This is a genomic window from Bacillus sp. FSL W8-0102 (assembly GCF_038007225.1).
In the GTDB taxonomy this organism is placed as follows: Bacteria; Bacillota; Bacilli; order Bacillales; family DSM-4216; genus Bacillus_O; species Bacillus_O smithii.
Genome location: NZ_JBBOWT010000001.1, coordinates 1,347,445 through 1,363,821, shown reverse-complemented (window position 1 = coordinate 1,363,821; position 16,377 = coordinate 1,347,445). Strand labels below are relative to the sequence as shown.

Below are 16,377 nucleotides of genomic sequence, written 5' to 3'. Positions count from 1 at the left end.
TCTTTTCCCGTTAATCTCGACCTGTCTTATCCACTAACGTCATCCAACCATTTAAAATCTCGTTCGCACTTTTTAATTGAAATGTGCCGTTTGTATTCCAATCAAGCGTTAAGCAATCATCAAAAAAGAGTTTTTTGGATTTTTCCACTAAAATAGGATATTTATTGGTTTCGACTACTTCATCTTCTTGATTCTTGGAATCGACCAGCCATAAAACGGGCACACCGTCGACAGAGCAGCCGCATCCTTCTGTGTCATAATGCAATTTGATGTAACTGGATGGTGTTTTCATTTTTTGTTTTAAAGCTTCTGCAGCTTTTTCCGTTATGGTGATGTTCATCGTTTTTTCCCCTTTCTTTCAAGTGGAGGCGTGCTCCCGTTTCGGATCCATTCAACCTCCGCTTTCAACTCATTTGCAAAATGATCTTTCGCGAAAATCCATAACCGTTTTCTGCTGAAAGAACATTTGGATGGAGGACTTCTCTTATCAGTATATATCAATAATCGTGTTGAGTGGGATAGAGTGAACTTTTCCGGTGTGATCTGCCAAATGAAGGGTTTGTTCCTGTTCGTTGCAGGAATGGATTATACCGGTTATTTGTTGATAGCGGCGGTGGGAGTAATAGGTGATCGTCACAGTATGATGAAATTCCATCGCTTCAAGCAGTGCTTCGTTTAAAAATTCAAGCTGCTGCTCATCCAGTTCTTTCTGCGGTTCCGCTTGATCTTCTTTTACCCATTGACGCAGCATTTCCACATGTTCAGGAAGCATCATGGATGTCCATTTTATATTTCCTCTGTCCTTGATCATGACAACCCCTTCTTTCTATATTTTGTGTCCGCCCATTAATCGAGCGCGCCTTCTTGATGTTCCTGCTTCGGTATAAGAAACGGCCCTAAGCAAAATATGGGATCCGTATTTCCGACGCAAGCGGTCGACGACATAGCCCAGCTGTTTTTGTCGCCAACGATTTGGTTCAAATAAACTTAATTGTAATTCGCCGTCATCGGACAAATGAGAGAGTGAAACAGAAATTTGCCTTACGGTCTGGCCGTTGTAATGTTCGCGGAATAATGCCAAGCACGTTTCGTACAGTTCCATTGTGGAATTCGTCGGCTCTTCCCTCGTCCGAGAACGGGCAAAGCCTCCTCCGTTTTCTTTATGGCTAAACCCAATGCTAAGACTGATCGTTTTTCCGACTTTTTTATGTTCCCTTGCTCTTCTGGCTACTTCTTCACACATCTCCAACAATACGTGTTGAATGTCTTCTTCTCTTGTATAATCTTTCAGCAAAATTTGACTGTTTCCGAAACTTTTCTGATTTTCAGAAACAAGAGCGCCAATATGGGACAAATCAATTCCCCAAGCATGGTAGTAAAGCTGAACTCCCATGATGCCAAATTTGGCTTTCAGTACATCTAATGGGTAGTTCGCCAGCTGTCCGACCGTAAAGATGCCCATGCGATTGAGCGTTTTCTCCAGTCGTTTTCCGATTCCCCACATACTGCTCAAAGGAGAAACCGGCCACAATTTTTCGGGAACATCCTCATATGTCCATCTGGCAATTCCCGTTTTTTTCGCTTCCAAATCCAAAGCCAGCTTTGACAAAAGCATATTGGAGCCGATTCCAATCGCAGCAGGCAATTGAAACTCCCTTTCAAGATCATCCTTTATTTTTCTGGCGATCGTCTCGCTGTCTCCCCACAAATGAAAAGCTCCATCCACTTTTACAAAACTTTCGTCCACGCTATACGTTTGAATGGATTCTTTCGGAACGTATCGATTAAAGACTTTCGTAATTTCCGTTGAAATGCGTAAATACGTTTCCATATTCGGCTCAACCAACACAATCCTCGGATCATCCGGAATTTCAAACAACCTGGAACCGGTGCGTATGCCAAATTCTTTTTTCAGTTTTGGAGAAGCAGCCAGAACGAGGCTTCCCTTCCTTTCTTTATCGCTAATGACCGCCAAGTAGCACTCCAGCGGATTCAAGCCGTGCATGACAGCCGCACAGCTGGCATAGAAGCTTTTAATATCGATACAAAGAATATTTTCCTTTGGAAGCGCCAAATCATTCATTCGCTTTTGCCACCCCTTTGTTAGCGAACGTTTGTTCTAATATATTCTTTATTCTAGGGGAATATACGTTCTGCATCAATTTATTTTCAATGGAAAACCACTTAATAATTGCCAAATTCGGTTTATAATAATCAAAGGAATTGATCCGTCGGATACGGGATAAAGGCAGGTGATAGATAGATGGAAAAGATGATTATCCTTATGATTCAAAAAAAACTGCAGCAATATAAAAGTCCGGAATTGACCGATAAGGAACTGAAAGATCTTGCAAAAGAAGTGATGATCAGGCAGAAATCCGAGAAAGGAGAACTGCATGAAATCACGGAAGATGTGGTTTACGAATATATAACCAAGTAAAAAGCGATCCTCCCCTAATTCAAGAGGCTTTCAACCGCAATCCGCTTCTAATATTTTCAAAAAGAAAAAGGCAGCCCTTTCTAGAGCCAGCCTTTGAAGAAACTATTTTTTAAAAAAGGCGTTTTTGCCAACCTTTTCTACAAGCCGAGGAAACAGCGTATAAAAAACGCTTCCGGCGTTCATCCATCTTGGAAGATTAATTTCGCGGGTATTCGTGAGCATGGCAGCCACCACTTTTTCGGCCACTTTTTCCGGCTTCAACATAAAGCGTTGGATATTTTGCACATAAGTGCCGGAACGATCAGCAATTTCAAAAAAGTTGGTCGCAATCGGCCCGGGGTTAACCGTTGTCACAAAGACGCCGTATGTAGAAAGCTCCATTCGCAAACTGTTGGAAAATCCTAGAACAGCATGTTTTGTCGCCGCGTAAATGCTCGATTTGGGTGTTGCGATTTTCCCGGCCTGAGAGGCGATATTGACAATATGGCCGGAACGATTCTTTTGCATATGCTCAATCACCATTTGGGTACAGGAAATTAATCCGAGCACATTGACAGCAAACATCCTTTCAATGTCTCCCCATTTGGCAAGATGGGCTTCTTCAAAAATCCCGAAACCAGCATTATTGACTAAAACATCTATCTTTCCGGCCTCTGCAAAAATAGCCGAAAAAACCGCTTAAACATTTTCCCGTTCAGAGACGTCCAAAGAATGGATCCACACTTTATTGGAATAGCGGGATTCAAGAAAAGACTTCAGTTCCTCCAGCTTTTCTACCCGACGAGCAAGCAGCACAAGATTAGCCCCGCTTTCTGCCGCTTTGATCGCCATCTGTTCGCCGATCCCGCTTGAAGCGCCGGTTATCACCACGTTTTTTCCGTGAATCCGCGGATTCATAAAATACTTCACCTCCATAAGGAAATATGGCAGGATTGCTACCCATCATCATACCATTTTTCCGCTCAATAAAACACAAAATGTTTAGAATGTCTAAGGGCGTTGGAAACAACTTTTCATACATAATCATCGGATTGGAACCGTGGCAAAAGTGCTGTTTTCTTCATTCAAAAGCGCTTCTAATCGTCAGTTTTTTCCGAAAATACCCTTGACAATGAGGTCTTTTTTTTGCATAATTTTGTAATAATCGTGTGAAGCAAAAAGCAATGAATAAGGCCAGTAAATAGAAAATGATGTAAGAGAGTGAAGCTCCTGGGCTGCGAAGCTTCATCATCCTCTTTTCTATTGAACCTACCTTATGAGCTGTCAAGATACTTGACCGTTTATCCCGCGTTAACGGAAACGAGCGTGCAAATGATTCCATTTGCAAATAAAGGTGGTACCACGGAAGATTCCCTTTCGTCCTTTTAAAGGATGAAAGGTTTTTTTATTTGAAATAGAAAAAAGCAAAAAATATTCCCATCATCTGCTCTTGACTAAAAACGTTCTAAAGGAGGAAAACAACATGAAAGTCGTCTTTATCGGCGCCGGTTCTATGGCAGAAGCCATCATTGCCGGCGGACTCAGCCAAAAGGCACTGACAAAAGAAGAAGTAATTGTGACAAATCGATCCAACCAAAAACGTTTGCAAGAATTAGAGGAAAAGTACGGCATTTCCTCTTGTGGCCGGGACCGCCTTGACGAAGCTTTACGGGAAGCCGATGTCGTCATCTTGGCTATGAAACCAAAAGACGCCAAAGAGGCGCTGGAAGCGATCAAGCCTCACGTTCCTTCCACTGTACTTGTTATTTCCGTGCTTGCCGGTGTATCCATCTCTTTTATTGAGGAAACGTTGGAAATTCCTTGCGCCGTAGTCCGCGCAATGCCTAATACTTCAGCCGCAATCGGGCAATCAGCAACTGGAATCGTATTGAACCGCCATGTAACGGAGCAGCAGCAAAAATACACCTTGAATCTTTTCTCAGCCATTGGCTTAACGGCCATCGTAGAAGAAGATCAGATTGATGCCGTAACCGGTTTATCAGGAAGCGGCCCTGCTTATATTTATTATCTGGTAGAAGCGATGGAAAAAGCAGCCGCTGAAATCGGCTTGGATGAAGACACCGCCAAACCGTTGATCATCCAAACTTTATTAGGAGCAGCGAAAATGCTTTCGACAACCGGACAAAAAGCAGAAGATTTGCGCAAAGCAGTGACCAGTCCCGGCGGCACCACTGAAGCCGGCCTGCGCGTCTTGGAAGAAAGACAAATGAGAGAAGCTGTGATCGATTGCATCAAAGCCGCGACTGCTCAATCCAAAAAACTGGGACTTCCTTTTCTAAAACAAATATCCAACCGGTAAAGTCACTGCTGCCTTTCATTCTTGCAATACTGAGGATGTTTTCTCTTAAAGGGCTGATCCGTCAAAAAAGGATTACGCCCTTTTCTTTTAGGCTTATTGGATTATGTCGATCGGGAAAATCAAATTATTTATAATCGATGAAAAAAATTGTTATAATGAAAAGTACGTCAAAAAGGAGGAGATAAAATGGCGGTAAAACTTTTTGAACCGTATACGGTGAAAAATGTAACCTTCAAAAACCGGATCGTCATGTCACCGATGTGCATGTATTCGGCTGAAAATCAACAAGGTTTTTTGGAAGACTGGCATTATGTCCATTACACAACTCGGGCAGTCGGCCAAGTCGGATTAATCATAGTAGAATCGACTGCCGTGTTGCCGGAAGGAAGAATTTCTCCTAAAGATTTGGGCATATGGAGCGACGACCATATTGAAGGCTTTGCCAAACTTGTTTCCATGGTCCAAAAACATGGAGCCAAAATCGGCATTCAATTAGGGCACGCGGGCAGAAAAGCCGATTTGGAAGGCGATATTTATGCGCCGTCAGCGATTGCCTTTAACGAAACATCCAAAACGCCGAAAGAAATGACAAAAGAAGATATACAAAAAACGATTCGCGCCTTTCAAGAAGGAGCAAGACGGGCCAAAGAAGCCGGTTTTGACGTAATTGAAATCCATGCGGCGCACGGATACTTAATCAACCAATTTCTTTCCCCGCTGTCCAACAAGCGGACGGACGAATATGGTGGTTCAGCGGAAAACCGCTTGCGTTTTCTAATAGAAACGATCAAAGCGGTGAAAGAAGTCTGGGATGGTCCTTTGTTTGTAAGGGTATCGGCTAACGACTACCACGAAAAAGGATTAACCCCTGACGACTACGTGGAAATTGCTAAACAATTAAAAGAACAAGGCGTGGACTTAATCGATGTCAGCTCTGGAGCAGTCGTTCCGGCCAAAATCCATGCTTATCCGGGCTATCAAGTGCCATTTGCGGAAAAAATTAAACACGGAGCCGGAATACCGGTTGGAACAGTAGGCTTGATTACTTCCAGCATTCAAGCCGAAGAAATCTTGCAAAATGATCGCGCCGATCTTGTTTTCCTCGCACGCGAATTGCTTCGCGAGCCTTATTGGCCACGCAAAGCCGCAAAAGAATTAAATGCTGCAATCGAAGCACCGATTCAATACAGCCGAGGCTGGTAAAAAGATCTCACCCTCTTTTCAAGAAAAAAGGAAGGCCAACATTAGCCTTCCTTTTTTGTGATGTCTTCGATTTTGACTTCCATAAAATCATGAACCAATACAGTCGGCTGAAAAATCGATTCCGCTTCTTTCTGCAAGTGATCCCATTCCTCCACAGGATAACGGGAGCTGACATGATTTAAGCACAACGCTTTTGCATTCGCTTTTTTAGCAATTTCAGCTGCTTGAGCCGTGGTCGAATGAAAATATTCATACGCCATCTCTGCACTTTCAGCGGAAAATGTGCCTTCATGAACTAGCATATCCGCATCCTTAGCCAGATCTACAGCAGCTTGGCAAGGACGGGTATCGCCAAGAATGGCGACGACCTTTCCTTTCTTGGAAGGTCCGACAAATTCTTTTCCGTCGATGACGCGGCCGTCTTCGTGCACAACTGTTTCGCCATTTTTTATTTTTTTATAAAGAGGCCCCGGCATAATTCCCATTTCTTTTAATTTATCTACAAGCAAAACACCGGGTTTATCCTTTTCTGTAATCCGATACCCGTACGATGGAATCCCGTGTTCCAAAAGCCGTGTTTCCACGATCATTTGCTCATCTTCAAAAACAATTCCCTCTTCAATTTCTTCAATGATGAGCGGATAGCGCAGCCTCGTTTCGCTGACCTCCAAGCTGACGCGCAAGAAATCGGCAATACCCTTAGGTCCGTATACCGTCAAAGGAGTCTCCCCTGCCTGAAACGAACGGCTTCCCAAAAGCCCCGGAAGACCGAAAATATGATCACCGTGCAAGTGGGTAATAAAAATTTTTTCAATTTTTCTCGGTTTTAACGATGTGCGAAGAATCTGATGCTGTGTTCCTTCTCCACAATCGAACAACCATACCGTTCCTCGTTCAGCGAGGAGTTTTAAAGCCAAGGCACTGACGTTTCTTGCTTTGGCCGGTACACCCGCTCCTGTTCCTAAAAACAACAATTCCAAACAACTCACACCCTTTTAACAAACTACCTGTTTCCCGTTCTTCCATTCTGTCATAAATGCACGTCTTTTTCCAACAAAACATGAATTTTGCCATCTAAAACAACGTCATCCATCTCCTTTTTCACGGCAAGCCTTGCGCATAATAGTTGCCTAAAGGCGTCAGAACGTCTAAAATTAAATACCTGTATAGGAGAAAATGTTCATGCTTTGGAAATAGAAAAGAGGTGTTTGGTTTTAGCCTGTTTGGCGAAAACTAACAGAGCATAGAACATCCTTTAAACAGCAGCAAACTTTTGTTACATAAAAGATGTAAAAAGTGAGGTCATATACAGTGAAACAATCAGAATCTCCAGCAACTTTAATTATGATTTTCGGTGCAACAGGGGATTTAGCGAAGAGAAAGCTGTTTCCTTCTCTTTACCATCTATTTCGAAAAAAGAAATTATCAGAGCGATTTGCCGTCATTGGCGTAGCCAGAAGAGAATGGTCAAAGGAAACCTTCCAATCCCATGTAAAAGACTCCGTTATTGCTTCAATCGGAAAAGTGGACAATATCGATGAGTTTATTTCCCATTTTTATTATCAGCCTCATGATGTGTCAGACTCAGAGTCGTATGTTGCTTTGAAAAAGTTGGCACAAACATTGGATGAACAATACAACCTTGAAGGGAACCGGATCTTTTATCTGGCAATGGCTCCGGAATTTTTTGGAACGATCGCCGAACATTTGAAAAAAGACGGATTGACAGACACAAATGGATTCACCCGTCTCGTCATCGAAAAACCGTTTGGCCATGATTTAGAATCAGCCATCGAATTGAATAAACGAATTCGAACGGCCTTTTCCGAATCTGAGATCTATCGGATTGACCACTATTTAGGAAAAGTCATGGTGCAAAATATTGAAGCGATCCGCTTTGCTAATGCCCTGTTTGAACCATTATGGAACAACCGCTACATTTCAAACATCCAAGTGACTTCCAGCGAAACGCTGGGAGTAGAAGAACGGGGACGGTATTACGAAAACAGCGGTGCACTGCGCGATATGTTCCAAAACCATATGCTGCAAATGGTGGCACTGCTTGCCATGGAACCACCGATTAAATTGACAACAGATGAAATCCGCAGCGAAAAAGTAAAAGTTTTGCGCGCGCTTCGTCCAATAAAAGGAGATCAAGTGCACGAGTACTTCGTCCGCGGCCAATACGGAAAAGGAGTCATTAATGGCAAAGAAGTGGTCGCTTATCGGGAAGAACCGAACGTCGATCCTCATTCCAATACTGAAACGTTTGTAGCCGGGAAAGTCATGATAGACAATTTCCGCTGGGCCGGCGTACCTTTTTACATTCGAACAGGTAAAAGGATGGCTACGAAATCAACGAAAATTGTCGTCCAATTTAAAGATGTCCCGATGAATCTTTATTACAAAATGGATCAACCGTTATCCCCTAATCTGCTTGTGATCCATATTCAGCCTGAGGAAGGAATCACCCTTCATTTAAACACAAAACAAAGCGGTCAAAGTACAGGCATGATTCCAATCAAACTAAGCTTTGGAAATAACAGTTTTGACGCCATCAACACGCCTGAAGCCTACGAAAAGCTTTTATACGATGCCATTCGGGGAGATGCGACCAACTTTACCCACTGGGATGAAGTTTCCCTCTCATGGCGTTTTGTCGATGAAATTTCTGAAGTATGGGCCAACACTTCCGCCCATTTCCCTAATTATGAAGCCGGTTCTATAGGACCGAAAGAAGCTGACCAACTGCTTGAAAAAGACGGATTCTTCTGGTGGCCTATTGATCGGCTTGATGTAGACAATTGTCAATAAAAATCCAATCATCAGCGGTCATTTTCTTTCCGCTGATGATTGCTGACACGCTTATCATTGGATACACGTACTGCCACCGTTCACTGCCATCCAATACTTAGGCATTTTACGTCAAAGACTCTTTCAAGCGAGAATCCGAACGAGTTAAGCCGAACCGTGCAAAAGGAAAAGGAGGTTACAAAATTGAAAATTATTGACATAACTGCTCCAATTTATGAAGGAATGCCGGTTTATAAAAATAAGCCGGAAAAACAGCCATCGATTACTACTCAAACAAATGGTCATGTAACGGAGTCACGAATTTGCATGGACGTACATACCGGTACACATGTCGATGCTCCGCTCCATATGATGAACGACGGAAAAACGATTGAAACGATCTCGATCGAAAAACTTGTTCGTCCTTGCAAAGTGATCGATTTGACACATGTCCATGAAAAAATTACGAAATCCGATGTAGAAAATGTGGATATTCAAAAAGACGACTTTATTTTATTGAAAACGAAAAACTCGTTTGATAAAGAATTTAATTTTGATTTCATTTATCTTGCTGAAGATGCAGCCCGCTACTTGGCGGAAATCGGAATCGCCGGAGTCGGCATCGATTCCTTAGGCATAGAACGTGCTCAGCCGGAGCACCCCACTCATCGTTCTCTGATGGACAAAGACATCGTGGTCATCGAAGGACTTCAATTGGCGGACGTGGAAGAAGGATCCTATTTTATGATTGCGGCTCCTTTAAATATTCAAGGAACGGATGCCTCTCCAGCCCGAGTTCTTTTGCTGGATAATTGGAAATAAAGAAATGAGATGAAAAAGAGCAGCTTGTGCGCTTCACAGGCTGTTCTTTTTTTGGTAATCATGTTTCGTCATCCCCATTTCGCCTGGAACTTCCTGCCTATCTATCCGTTTAGATTCATCGAGGTTTTGCCTTCATCGTTGCCAAATTTCTTTTATTGATGAAAATGGACTCTTTTCATGATCCATTACCTTTAGGAAAAAACGGACATTTTGACCGATATTTGAACCTTTTTCAGCCATCCCGAATAGGTGTAACTAAACCAGCCAACATAATATAGGCTTGAAAATATTAGTTTAGGAGGCGGTTCCGGTGGTTGGAAAAAAGATCGATGACGTGTTAAAAGAAGGATTATACGGAAAAAAAGAATTGAAACCTGAAGAGCGAAAACGATTTTTAGGAACGTTTCGAGAACGCGTGGAAGGTGCCTTGACGATTAGCCAAGTACAAGAGCTGGACATCTATCCGGAAGTGAAAGAATGGATTCGAAAACCCGGCGTCCGCCTGCTTTTAAACGGAAAAATAGACTATTCTCATATTAGCAAATATATCAGACTAGCCAACGACCAAAACATTTCTTATACCATCATCCAAAATCATGAAGCGGAAACGGATATCGGCATGGTAGTCGCTCATAAACACGCTGTCGACAAAGAGATGATTTGGGCATCCAAAAAGAAGCCAGCCTCTACAGAACAAAAAAAGAAAAAGAATGGATTATTTTCTAAAATCTTTAAATAAAAATAAAAATGATTCAATAATGAAATCCTGCTTAACGATTGGAGATTCTTTTTTTCCTATATACCTTCATAAACAAAAAAAGTATCTCATATTTGTCTTTTCTAATCGAAAAATATATTCTAAAGATAGAGTAGTCCTATTCATAATCGTTGCTATGAAGGAGATGTGGGTTATGAGTTTAAAGAAAACCTTTACGCTTGCTGGTTCGGATTCCAGTGGTGGAGCCGGTCTTCAAGCTGATTTGAAAACATTCCAAGAGCTGGGCGTCTATGGAATGACAGCCATTACTTCCATTGTTGCCATGGATCCAAAAAACAACTGGCATCATAACGTTTTTCCGGTGGATGTAAAAACGGTTGAACCACAACTAGAAACCATTCTTTCCGTCGGGATTGACGCCATGAAAACGGGTATGCTCGGATCTGTAGACATTATTGAACTCGCCGCCCGTAAAATTGATGAATATCATTTAGATAAAGTCGTGATTGATCCGGTGATGGTATGTAAAGGAGAAGATGAAGTTCTTCAACCTGAAAATACAGACGCGATGCGCGAATTATTGCTGCCGCGTGCAACGATTGTCACTCCAAACCTTTTTGAAGCATGGCAATTAGCACAAACCGGCCCTATTAAAACGATTGAGGATATGAAAAAAGCGGCTGTGAAAATCCATGAATTAGGGGCCAAAAATGTCGTGATCAAAGGCGGAAAACAGCTGCAGCACGAAAAAGCCGTTGACTTATTCTACGATGGTCAAAACTTCCGTGTATTTGAATCGGAAAAAATTGATACCACTTATAATCACGGTGCAGGCTGTACTTTTGCCGCCGCCATCACAGCTCAACTAGCAAAAGGCAGCTCAGTGGAAGAAGCCGTCCGTTTTGCAAAAGATTTTGTTCATGCAGCAATTGAACACGGCTTTAAATTGAATCAGTATGTTGGCCCGGTTATGCACGGTGCTTATACCCGATTTGTTTCTAAAGCAACCGTATGAAATGCTAAACCAGCACATAGAAATGCATGATGAAAAAAGGCATGTTATAACCCTGCATGCCTTTTTTCATTTCCTAGGATGTTTGTTATTATCTTTGATTTTAGCCGCTGGATGATGTCAGCAATCAGGTAGGTGTGCATTGAATAATCGGATCAACAAACGGCTACATAAAAATGTTTTCAGCCATAAGATTGGAAATACAATCACGCCAATACAAAGGATCAGCCATCTTCCATAAAGCCTCTTTTTCCATGGATGAAAGATATCTGGTCCATTCTTGGTTATTTACAGATTTCTAAAATCTTATGTATCGCTTTGGCTACGCCATCTTCATCGTTTTTAATTGTCTCATACGGACAAAGATTTTTCACTGCTTGTACCGCGTTTCCCATCGCAATCGGAAAACCGACTCTTTCTAACATCGAAAGGTCATTCAAATTATCTCCCACCGCCATCGTATGTTGTAAAGAAATTCCTTTTTCTTTCACAAAGCGTTCCAAGGCAATACCTTTTTGTGCGGAGATATGGTTGATTTCAATGTTGCGAAACCCTGACGACGTCACGTGAATATCGTCCAGTTCATACTCCAGCTTGGTGCTGAGCTCTTCAAACAGCGACTCTTTTTTATCGAATGCCAATATTTTAAAAAAACGAATGGAAGGATCATTGAAAATTTCTTTTGAGTCGTATACGTTTTGGATATGTCGAATATCACCGCGATTTTTAAGATGGATGCGGATTTCTTCTTCTGAAACTTCGGGATTAGCCGATTGGAAAATATCCACCAACATTTCGATGCTTGTTTCATAGTCTTCTGTAAAAATGCCTTTATTGGTAAAAAATTCATAATAAAGCCCGAATTTTTCAAGATAATCCGCCACTTGAGAGGCAGTTTTGGCGCTAATGACAGATCTATGAGTAATTTCACCTGCTTCATTTCTTACTTCCGCACCGTTTAACCCAATCACTGTACAACGAATCCCTGCTTCGTCTAAAACCTCTTTTGCTTCTTGATAAGAACGCCCCGTTGCAATCACAAATTCGACTCCTTGCTCTTGAGCTAATTGAATCGCGTCACGATTTGCCGGACTAATTTGTTGTTTGGAGTTTAATAAGGTCCCGTCCATATCAGACGCAATGCATCGAATCATGAGGTCCACACCTTTCTTCGCTTATATTCGGTGATCTTTTTCAAATTGCCCTCCATCTTCTTTTTTCCTTTGTTCATGAATTTCCTTTCTAATTTTTTCTTACCAGCAGCTCCCATTGCTTAAATAATGTTGAAAACCAATCCATCACCATTTCTTCATCATATGTACTCCATTTTTCTTTCCAATATGCTTTTGAATCCGCCATTTTTTGAATCACCTTCTTGGACTATGAAAAGAATTTAACGCTGTTGTAAGGGGGCGATTGAGTGATTCGAGGTTCAAATCAATCGATCAATTGGTTTCCTTGCACTTTCTATATTAAAAAAGAATTATTAAGGGCCTTTTACGAAATTATAAAATACTTATAAATTTCATTCACGCAAAAAAATTTGTCTATTCGATGTCCATCCATTTGATCTTAAACTTTGTTCCGCCTTTTATAAATGGCAAAAGGGACAAATCCTCATCGATGACCTTTCCGATTACATTTACTTTCTCATCTGCCGGCAAATCGCGTTTTACGATTTGAATCTCTCCTCGATAACGTCCATACAGAAGATTATCTACTGTAATGGACCCTTTTTTTCGCGCGATTGTATGGATAGGCTCCAATAATGGTTTACCAACTAACCCATTTTCGCGTGATTCTTGAGAACGGATCACATCTCTTGCTGCATCTACTCGATTCGTTTGCACTACAGTCATGTCTTTTTGTAGGATATCATTTTTAACGAAAGGTTTCGCTCGCAGTAAAATAATATTTTGATTGAATGCAGAAAACTGCTCCAATGCTTTCTCGCTGATCCGAACATCACCGATCAAGATTTTATCAACGCTCTCATTTATTTTTAAATCGAGATATGCTAAAAAAGGTGAAGAACGGCGATGATCTTCCAATGTCGGCAATCCTGAATACAATGGGCCTCTCTTTTCCTCATCTCCGGGAATAAAGGCTGCAACAAGAATTCCTTCCTTTTGTAGCCAGTCATTTTGCTGCGAAAAATCATTTCTATCCAATCCCGTTTCAGGTCGAGGATAATAATTATGCCATGCTTCTATATTTTCCATGCAAAGTCCTAACGATTTTAAACGTTTCATCCCCTCCTTCGTTAATGTGCTTGCATTTAAAGCTATCTTCATTTTACGAGATAATTCAACCATGATCTCTTCACTGATTCCGTAATCGATGCGCAACCCCGTTAATCCCCATGATGTAAGCTGATCTATTGATTCCCATGTGCAGCCTAAACGCTGCAGCGATTTCGGAGATATATCTACCGTTAATTCCATCCCATATTTTTTAGCCAATTTCCCCAGCTCTTTTAGACGTTTTACAAACAGATCCGGATTTTCTTCAGGAATCTGCAAAGAAGTAAAAATAGAAGTAAAGCCCGCTGACTTCATTTTGGCAATATATCCTTCATGACGAGAGATTGAATCTGATAAGTAAATCGATATTCCACGCATCACTATTGCTCCTTTTCAAATCTTACTAATAAAAAAGAAAAGTGTCAGACATCGATCTATATAGGGGCCACTCTTATAGAAAAATCCTATATATAAGATGGATTGGCTGTCAGACACTTCTCTCTTCATTGAATGAAAATATATTTCTATTATTTTATGTTTTCCGACATTTCTTCTTTATAACCAAATAGGTAAGTGAAAATAAAGCCACATGCATAAGCGATCACAATGCCTATTAGATAATAAAAATATTTATTATCAACAATAAGTGGTGTAAGGGACAAACCTGATACTCCTATAGCAGAAGCAGCTGTTTTCATAAAAGCTTGAAAGGCCCCGCCAACCGCTGCCCCTAAACAAGCTGTTACAAACGGTCTTCCCAACGGCAAAGTAACTCCATACAATAACGGTTCCCCTATTCCAAGAAAGCCTGCAGGTAATCCCCCTTTAATAATACTTCTTAATTTTTTATTTTTAGTTTTGACAAATATGGCAATCGCAGCACCAACTTGACCGGCGCCTGCCATGGCTAAAACAGGCAATAACGGGGTGCTCCCTGTAGCATGAATTAATTCAAGATGAATAGGCGTTAATCCTTGATGCAATCCAAGCATGACAAGCGGCAAGAAGAATCCGGCTAATATCGCACCCGCTATAACGCCACCGACATCTAAGATAGCTTTGATTCCGGTCGTGATGCCATCGGCCACGACTCCTGCAACAGGTTGTATCGCATAAAGACTTAAAATACTAACGATCAATACCGTAATCAGTGGAGTAAAAATAATATCAATTGAATTCGGCATGATCTTTCTGATTTGTTTTTCTACAACCGTCATCAACCAAGCAGCAAAAATGACTCCGAATAAACCGCCTCGCCCAGGGATAAGAGCATCTCCATAAATATGAATTTCAGCAAGACCCGGATTAAACAACAGCATGCCGGCAATGGCTCCAAGAACCGGAGTGCCATTAAATTCCTTTGCCGTATTCCAACCTACTAAAACAGCTAAATACGTAAAAATACAACTACCAACTAGCAATAAAATTTGCATCCAAGTCGTCTTGTCATCTACACCAACATTTTTTGCAAAGTTCGCTGCTCCATTGATAATCCCTGAAGCTACAAGACCAGGGATTAAAGGTATAAAAATATTCCCTATTTTCCTCAAGAAATTTTTAAAAGGCGTCTGATTTTTCGATTTTATATTGGCTTTTTTAAGTGCCGCTCTTTCCTCAAAAGTCAATTCATCTGGTTCCGCCGTTTCTTCTCCTATTTTAATCCCTGTCGAACGGCTAATGGCATCGGCTACTTTATTAACGGTTCCCGGACCTACAATAATTTGTAAAGTGCCGTCATCCACGACCCCCATGACGCCTTCTATTTGCCGTAATGCCTCTATATCCGCTTTTTCTTCGTTTTTCAATTCAAGACGTACTCTCGTCATACAGTGTGCCAATTTGCGGATATTCTCTTTACCGCCCGTGTATTGGAGAATCTTCTTTGCAATCTGTTCTTCTTTTGTCATACTTCTCCCTCCAAGCCGATCTAAAGTGCTTTGCGAATAAACCCTTTTGCCTTCTCCAGTTTTTTTATGGCTTCCTCATATGAACATTTAAGTAAAATCATAATAATGGCTGCTTTTACATGATGATTGGCTTTTTCAAAATATTGGCTGGCTGTTTCATAATCAACATCCGTCGCTTCCATAATGATTCGCTTTGATCTTTCTACTAGCTTCTGATTCGTCGGTTGTACGTCTACCATTAAATTTTGATAGGTTTTCCCTATTCCGATCATGGAAGCTGTTGAAATCATATTCAGTACGAGCTTTTGCGCGGTTCCTGCTTTTAGTCTTGTAGAACCCGTTAACACCTCCGGTCCTGTTTCGACTTCAATAGCCACATCAGCCAACTGACTAATCTCTGCCTGTTTATTGCAGCTAATGCTCACCGTATTCGCTTTTTGTTCTTTTGCATATGACAGCGCTCCTTTTACATAGGGCGTTCTTCCACTCGCAGCTAATCCGATGACCGTATCGTTTTCATTTAAGAAAATCGATTTCAAATCATCTTTTCCTAAAGATTCGTTATCCTCAGCTCCTTCCACCGCTTTAGTAAGCGCTTCCAAACCTCCTGCTAAAATACCACTTACCATGTTTTTAGGTGCACTAAATGTAGGCATACACTCTACTGCATCGAGAACCCCTAATCTCCCGCTTGTACCAGCCCCTACATAAATTAATCGGCCTCCATTTTGAAAAGATCGGATCACCAACTGAACAGCTTTTTCAATCAAAGGGATTTGCGTCGCAACTGCTTGCGGAACCGTTTGGTCTTCTCGGTTCATCACCTCCAATATTTCTCTTGTTGACATTAAATCTAAGTCCATCGTGCTGGCATTTCTTTGTTCTGTTGTCAATTTTTCAAGCATCTAATCATCCTTTTTAAAACTTATTTTTTGATTTT

15 protein-coding genes, 1 pseudogene and 1 other annotated feature are annotated in these 16,377 nt (G+C 41.4%); of the genes and pseudogenes, 7 read left to right on the top strand and 9 right to left on the bottom strand.

Annotated features, from left to right (window positions below):
- Positions 1 to 10: 10 nt before the first annotated feature.
- The 3 genes from N1I87_RS06595 to N1I87_RS06585 form a co-directional block, all read right to left on the bottom strand.
- Complete coding sequence (locus N1I87_RS06595; protein ID WP_341101098.1) at positions 11 to 340, bottom strand: iron-sulfur cluster biosynthesis family protein; 330 nt, start codon at positions 338 to 340, stop codon at positions 11 to 13.
- Positions 341 to 487: 147 nt separating this feature from the next.
- Positions 488 to 811, bottom strand: coding sequence for a YolD-like family protein (locus N1I87_RS06590; RefSeq protein ID WP_270583134.1), 324 nt, complete (start codon positions 809 to 811; stop codon positions 488 to 490).
- Between the two features lie 15 nt (positions 812 to 826).
- Positions 827 to 2,083 carry a Y-family DNA polymerase gene (locus N1I87_RS06585; protein ID WP_327802861.1) on the bottom strand — a complete coding sequence of 419 codons (1,257 nt, stop codon included), beginning with the start codon at positions 2,081 to 2,083 and terminating at the stop codon, positions 827 to 829.
- 180 nt (positions 2,084 to 2,263) lie between these two features.
- Between N1I87_RS06585 and N1I87_RS06580 the strand changes: the two genes are divergently transcribed.
- Positions 2,264 to 2,440, top strand: a complete 177-nt coding sequence (locus N1I87_RS06580; protein WP_003355241.1) for a YqzH family protein — start codon at positions 2,264 to 2,266, stop codon at positions 2,438 to 2,440.
- Between the two features lie 102 nt (positions 2,441 to 2,542).
- Here N1I87_RS06580 and N1I87_RS06575 read toward each other — a convergent pair.
- A pseudogene (locus N1I87_RS06575) lies at positions 2,543 to 3,337 on the bottom strand (SDR family NAD(P)-dependent oxidoreductase).
- Positions 3,338 to 3,594: 257 nt separating this feature from the next.
- Positions 3,595 to 3,807 (top strand) — a binding site (T-box leader).
- 62 nt (positions 3,808 to 3,869) lie between these two features.
- Here N1I87_RS06575 and proC point away from each other — a divergent pair.
- Positions 3,870 to 4,739 (top strand): pyrroline-5-carboxylate reductase, encoded by an 870-nt coding sequence (gene proC / locus N1I87_RS06570; RefSeq protein ID WP_341096883.1) that lies wholly within the window; start codon positions 3,870 to 3,872, stop codon positions 4,737 to 4,739.
- A gap of 186 nt (positions 4,740 to 4,925) precedes the next feature.
- Positions 4,926 to 5,942 carry an NADPH dehydrogenase NamA gene (gene namA, locus N1I87_RS06565; protein ID WP_341101096.1) on the top strand — a complete coding sequence of 339 codons (1,017 nt, stop codon included), beginning with the start codon at positions 4,926 to 4,928 and terminating at the stop codon, positions 5,940 to 5,942.
- Between the two features lie 41 nt (positions 5,943 to 5,983).
- Here the strand turns inward: namA and rnz are convergent, their stop codons facing one another.
- Positions 5,984 to 6,922 (bottom strand): ribonuclease Z, encoded by a 939-nt coding sequence (gene rnz, locus N1I87_RS06560; RefSeq protein WP_341101095.1) that lies wholly within the window; start codon positions 6,920 to 6,922, stop codon positions 5,984 to 5,986.
- A gap of 331 nt (positions 6,923 to 7,253) precedes the next feature.
- On the opposite strand from rnz, the gene zwf reads away from it, so the two are divergent.
- The 4 genes from zwf (at position 7,254) to pdxK (ending at position 11,290) form a co-directional block, all read left to right on the top strand.
- Positions 7,254 to 8,756, top strand: coding sequence for a glucose-6-phosphate dehydrogenase (gene zwf / locus N1I87_RS06555; RefSeq protein WP_341101093.1), 1,503 nt, complete (start codon positions 7,254 to 7,256; stop codon positions 8,754 to 8,756).
- Positions 8,757 to 8,939: 183 nt separating this feature from the next.
- Positions 8,940 to 9,557, top strand: a complete 618-nt coding sequence (locus N1I87_RS06550) for a cyclase family protein (RefSeq protein WP_341101092.1) — start codon at positions 8,940 to 8,942, stop codon at positions 9,555 to 9,557.
- A 310-nt stretch (positions 9,558 to 9,867) separates the two neighbouring features.
- Positions 9,868 to 10,296, top strand: coding sequence for a YueI family protein (locus N1I87_RS06545; RefSeq protein ID WP_341101091.1), 429 nt, complete (start codon positions 9,868 to 9,870; stop codon positions 10,294 to 10,296).
- Positions 10,297 to 10,468: 172 nt separating this feature from the next.
- The gene (gene pdxK, locus N1I87_RS06540) at positions 10,469 to 11,290 is read left to right on the top strand and encodes a pyridoxine/pyridoxal/pyridoxamine kinase (protein WP_003355250.1); all 822 of its coding nucleotides are present in this window, start codon (positions 10,469 to 10,471) and stop codon (positions 11,288 to 11,290) included.
- A gap of 281 nt (positions 11,291 to 11,571) precedes the next feature.
- On the opposite strand, the gene N1I87_RS06535 is transcribed toward pdxK, so the two are convergent.
- The 4 genes from N1I87_RS06535 to murQ all read right to left on the bottom strand — a co-directional run bounded on the left by N1I87_RS06535 (position 11,572) and on the right by murQ (position 16,342).
- Positions 11,572 to 12,441, bottom strand: a complete 870-nt coding sequence (locus N1I87_RS06535) for a Cof-type HAD-IIB family hydrolase (protein WP_341101090.1) — start codon at positions 12,439 to 12,441, stop codon at positions 11,572 to 11,574.
- Positions 12,442 to 12,834: 393 nt separating this feature from the next.
- Positions 12,835 to 13,908 (bottom strand): DUF871 domain-containing protein, encoded by a 1,074-nt coding sequence (locus N1I87_RS06530; protein WP_341101089.1) that lies wholly within the window; start codon positions 13,906 to 13,908, stop codon positions 12,835 to 12,837.
- Positions 13,909 to 14,057: 149 nt separating this feature from the next.
- Positions 14,058 to 15,437: a PTS transporter subunit EIIC gene (locus N1I87_RS06525; RefSeq protein ID WP_048623633.1), complete on the bottom strand. Its 1,380-nt coding sequence runs from the start codon at positions 15,435 to 15,437 to the stop codon at positions 14,058 to 14,060.
- 20 nt (positions 15,438 to 15,457) lie between these two features.
- The gene (gene murQ / locus N1I87_RS06520; protein WP_048623634.1) at positions 15,458 to 16,342 is read right to left on the bottom strand and encodes an N-acetylmuramic acid 6-phosphate etherase; all 885 of its coding nucleotides are present in this window, start codon (positions 16,340 to 16,342) and stop codon (positions 15,458 to 15,460) included.
- Between the last annotated feature and the right edge of the window lie 35 nt (positions 16,343 to 16,377).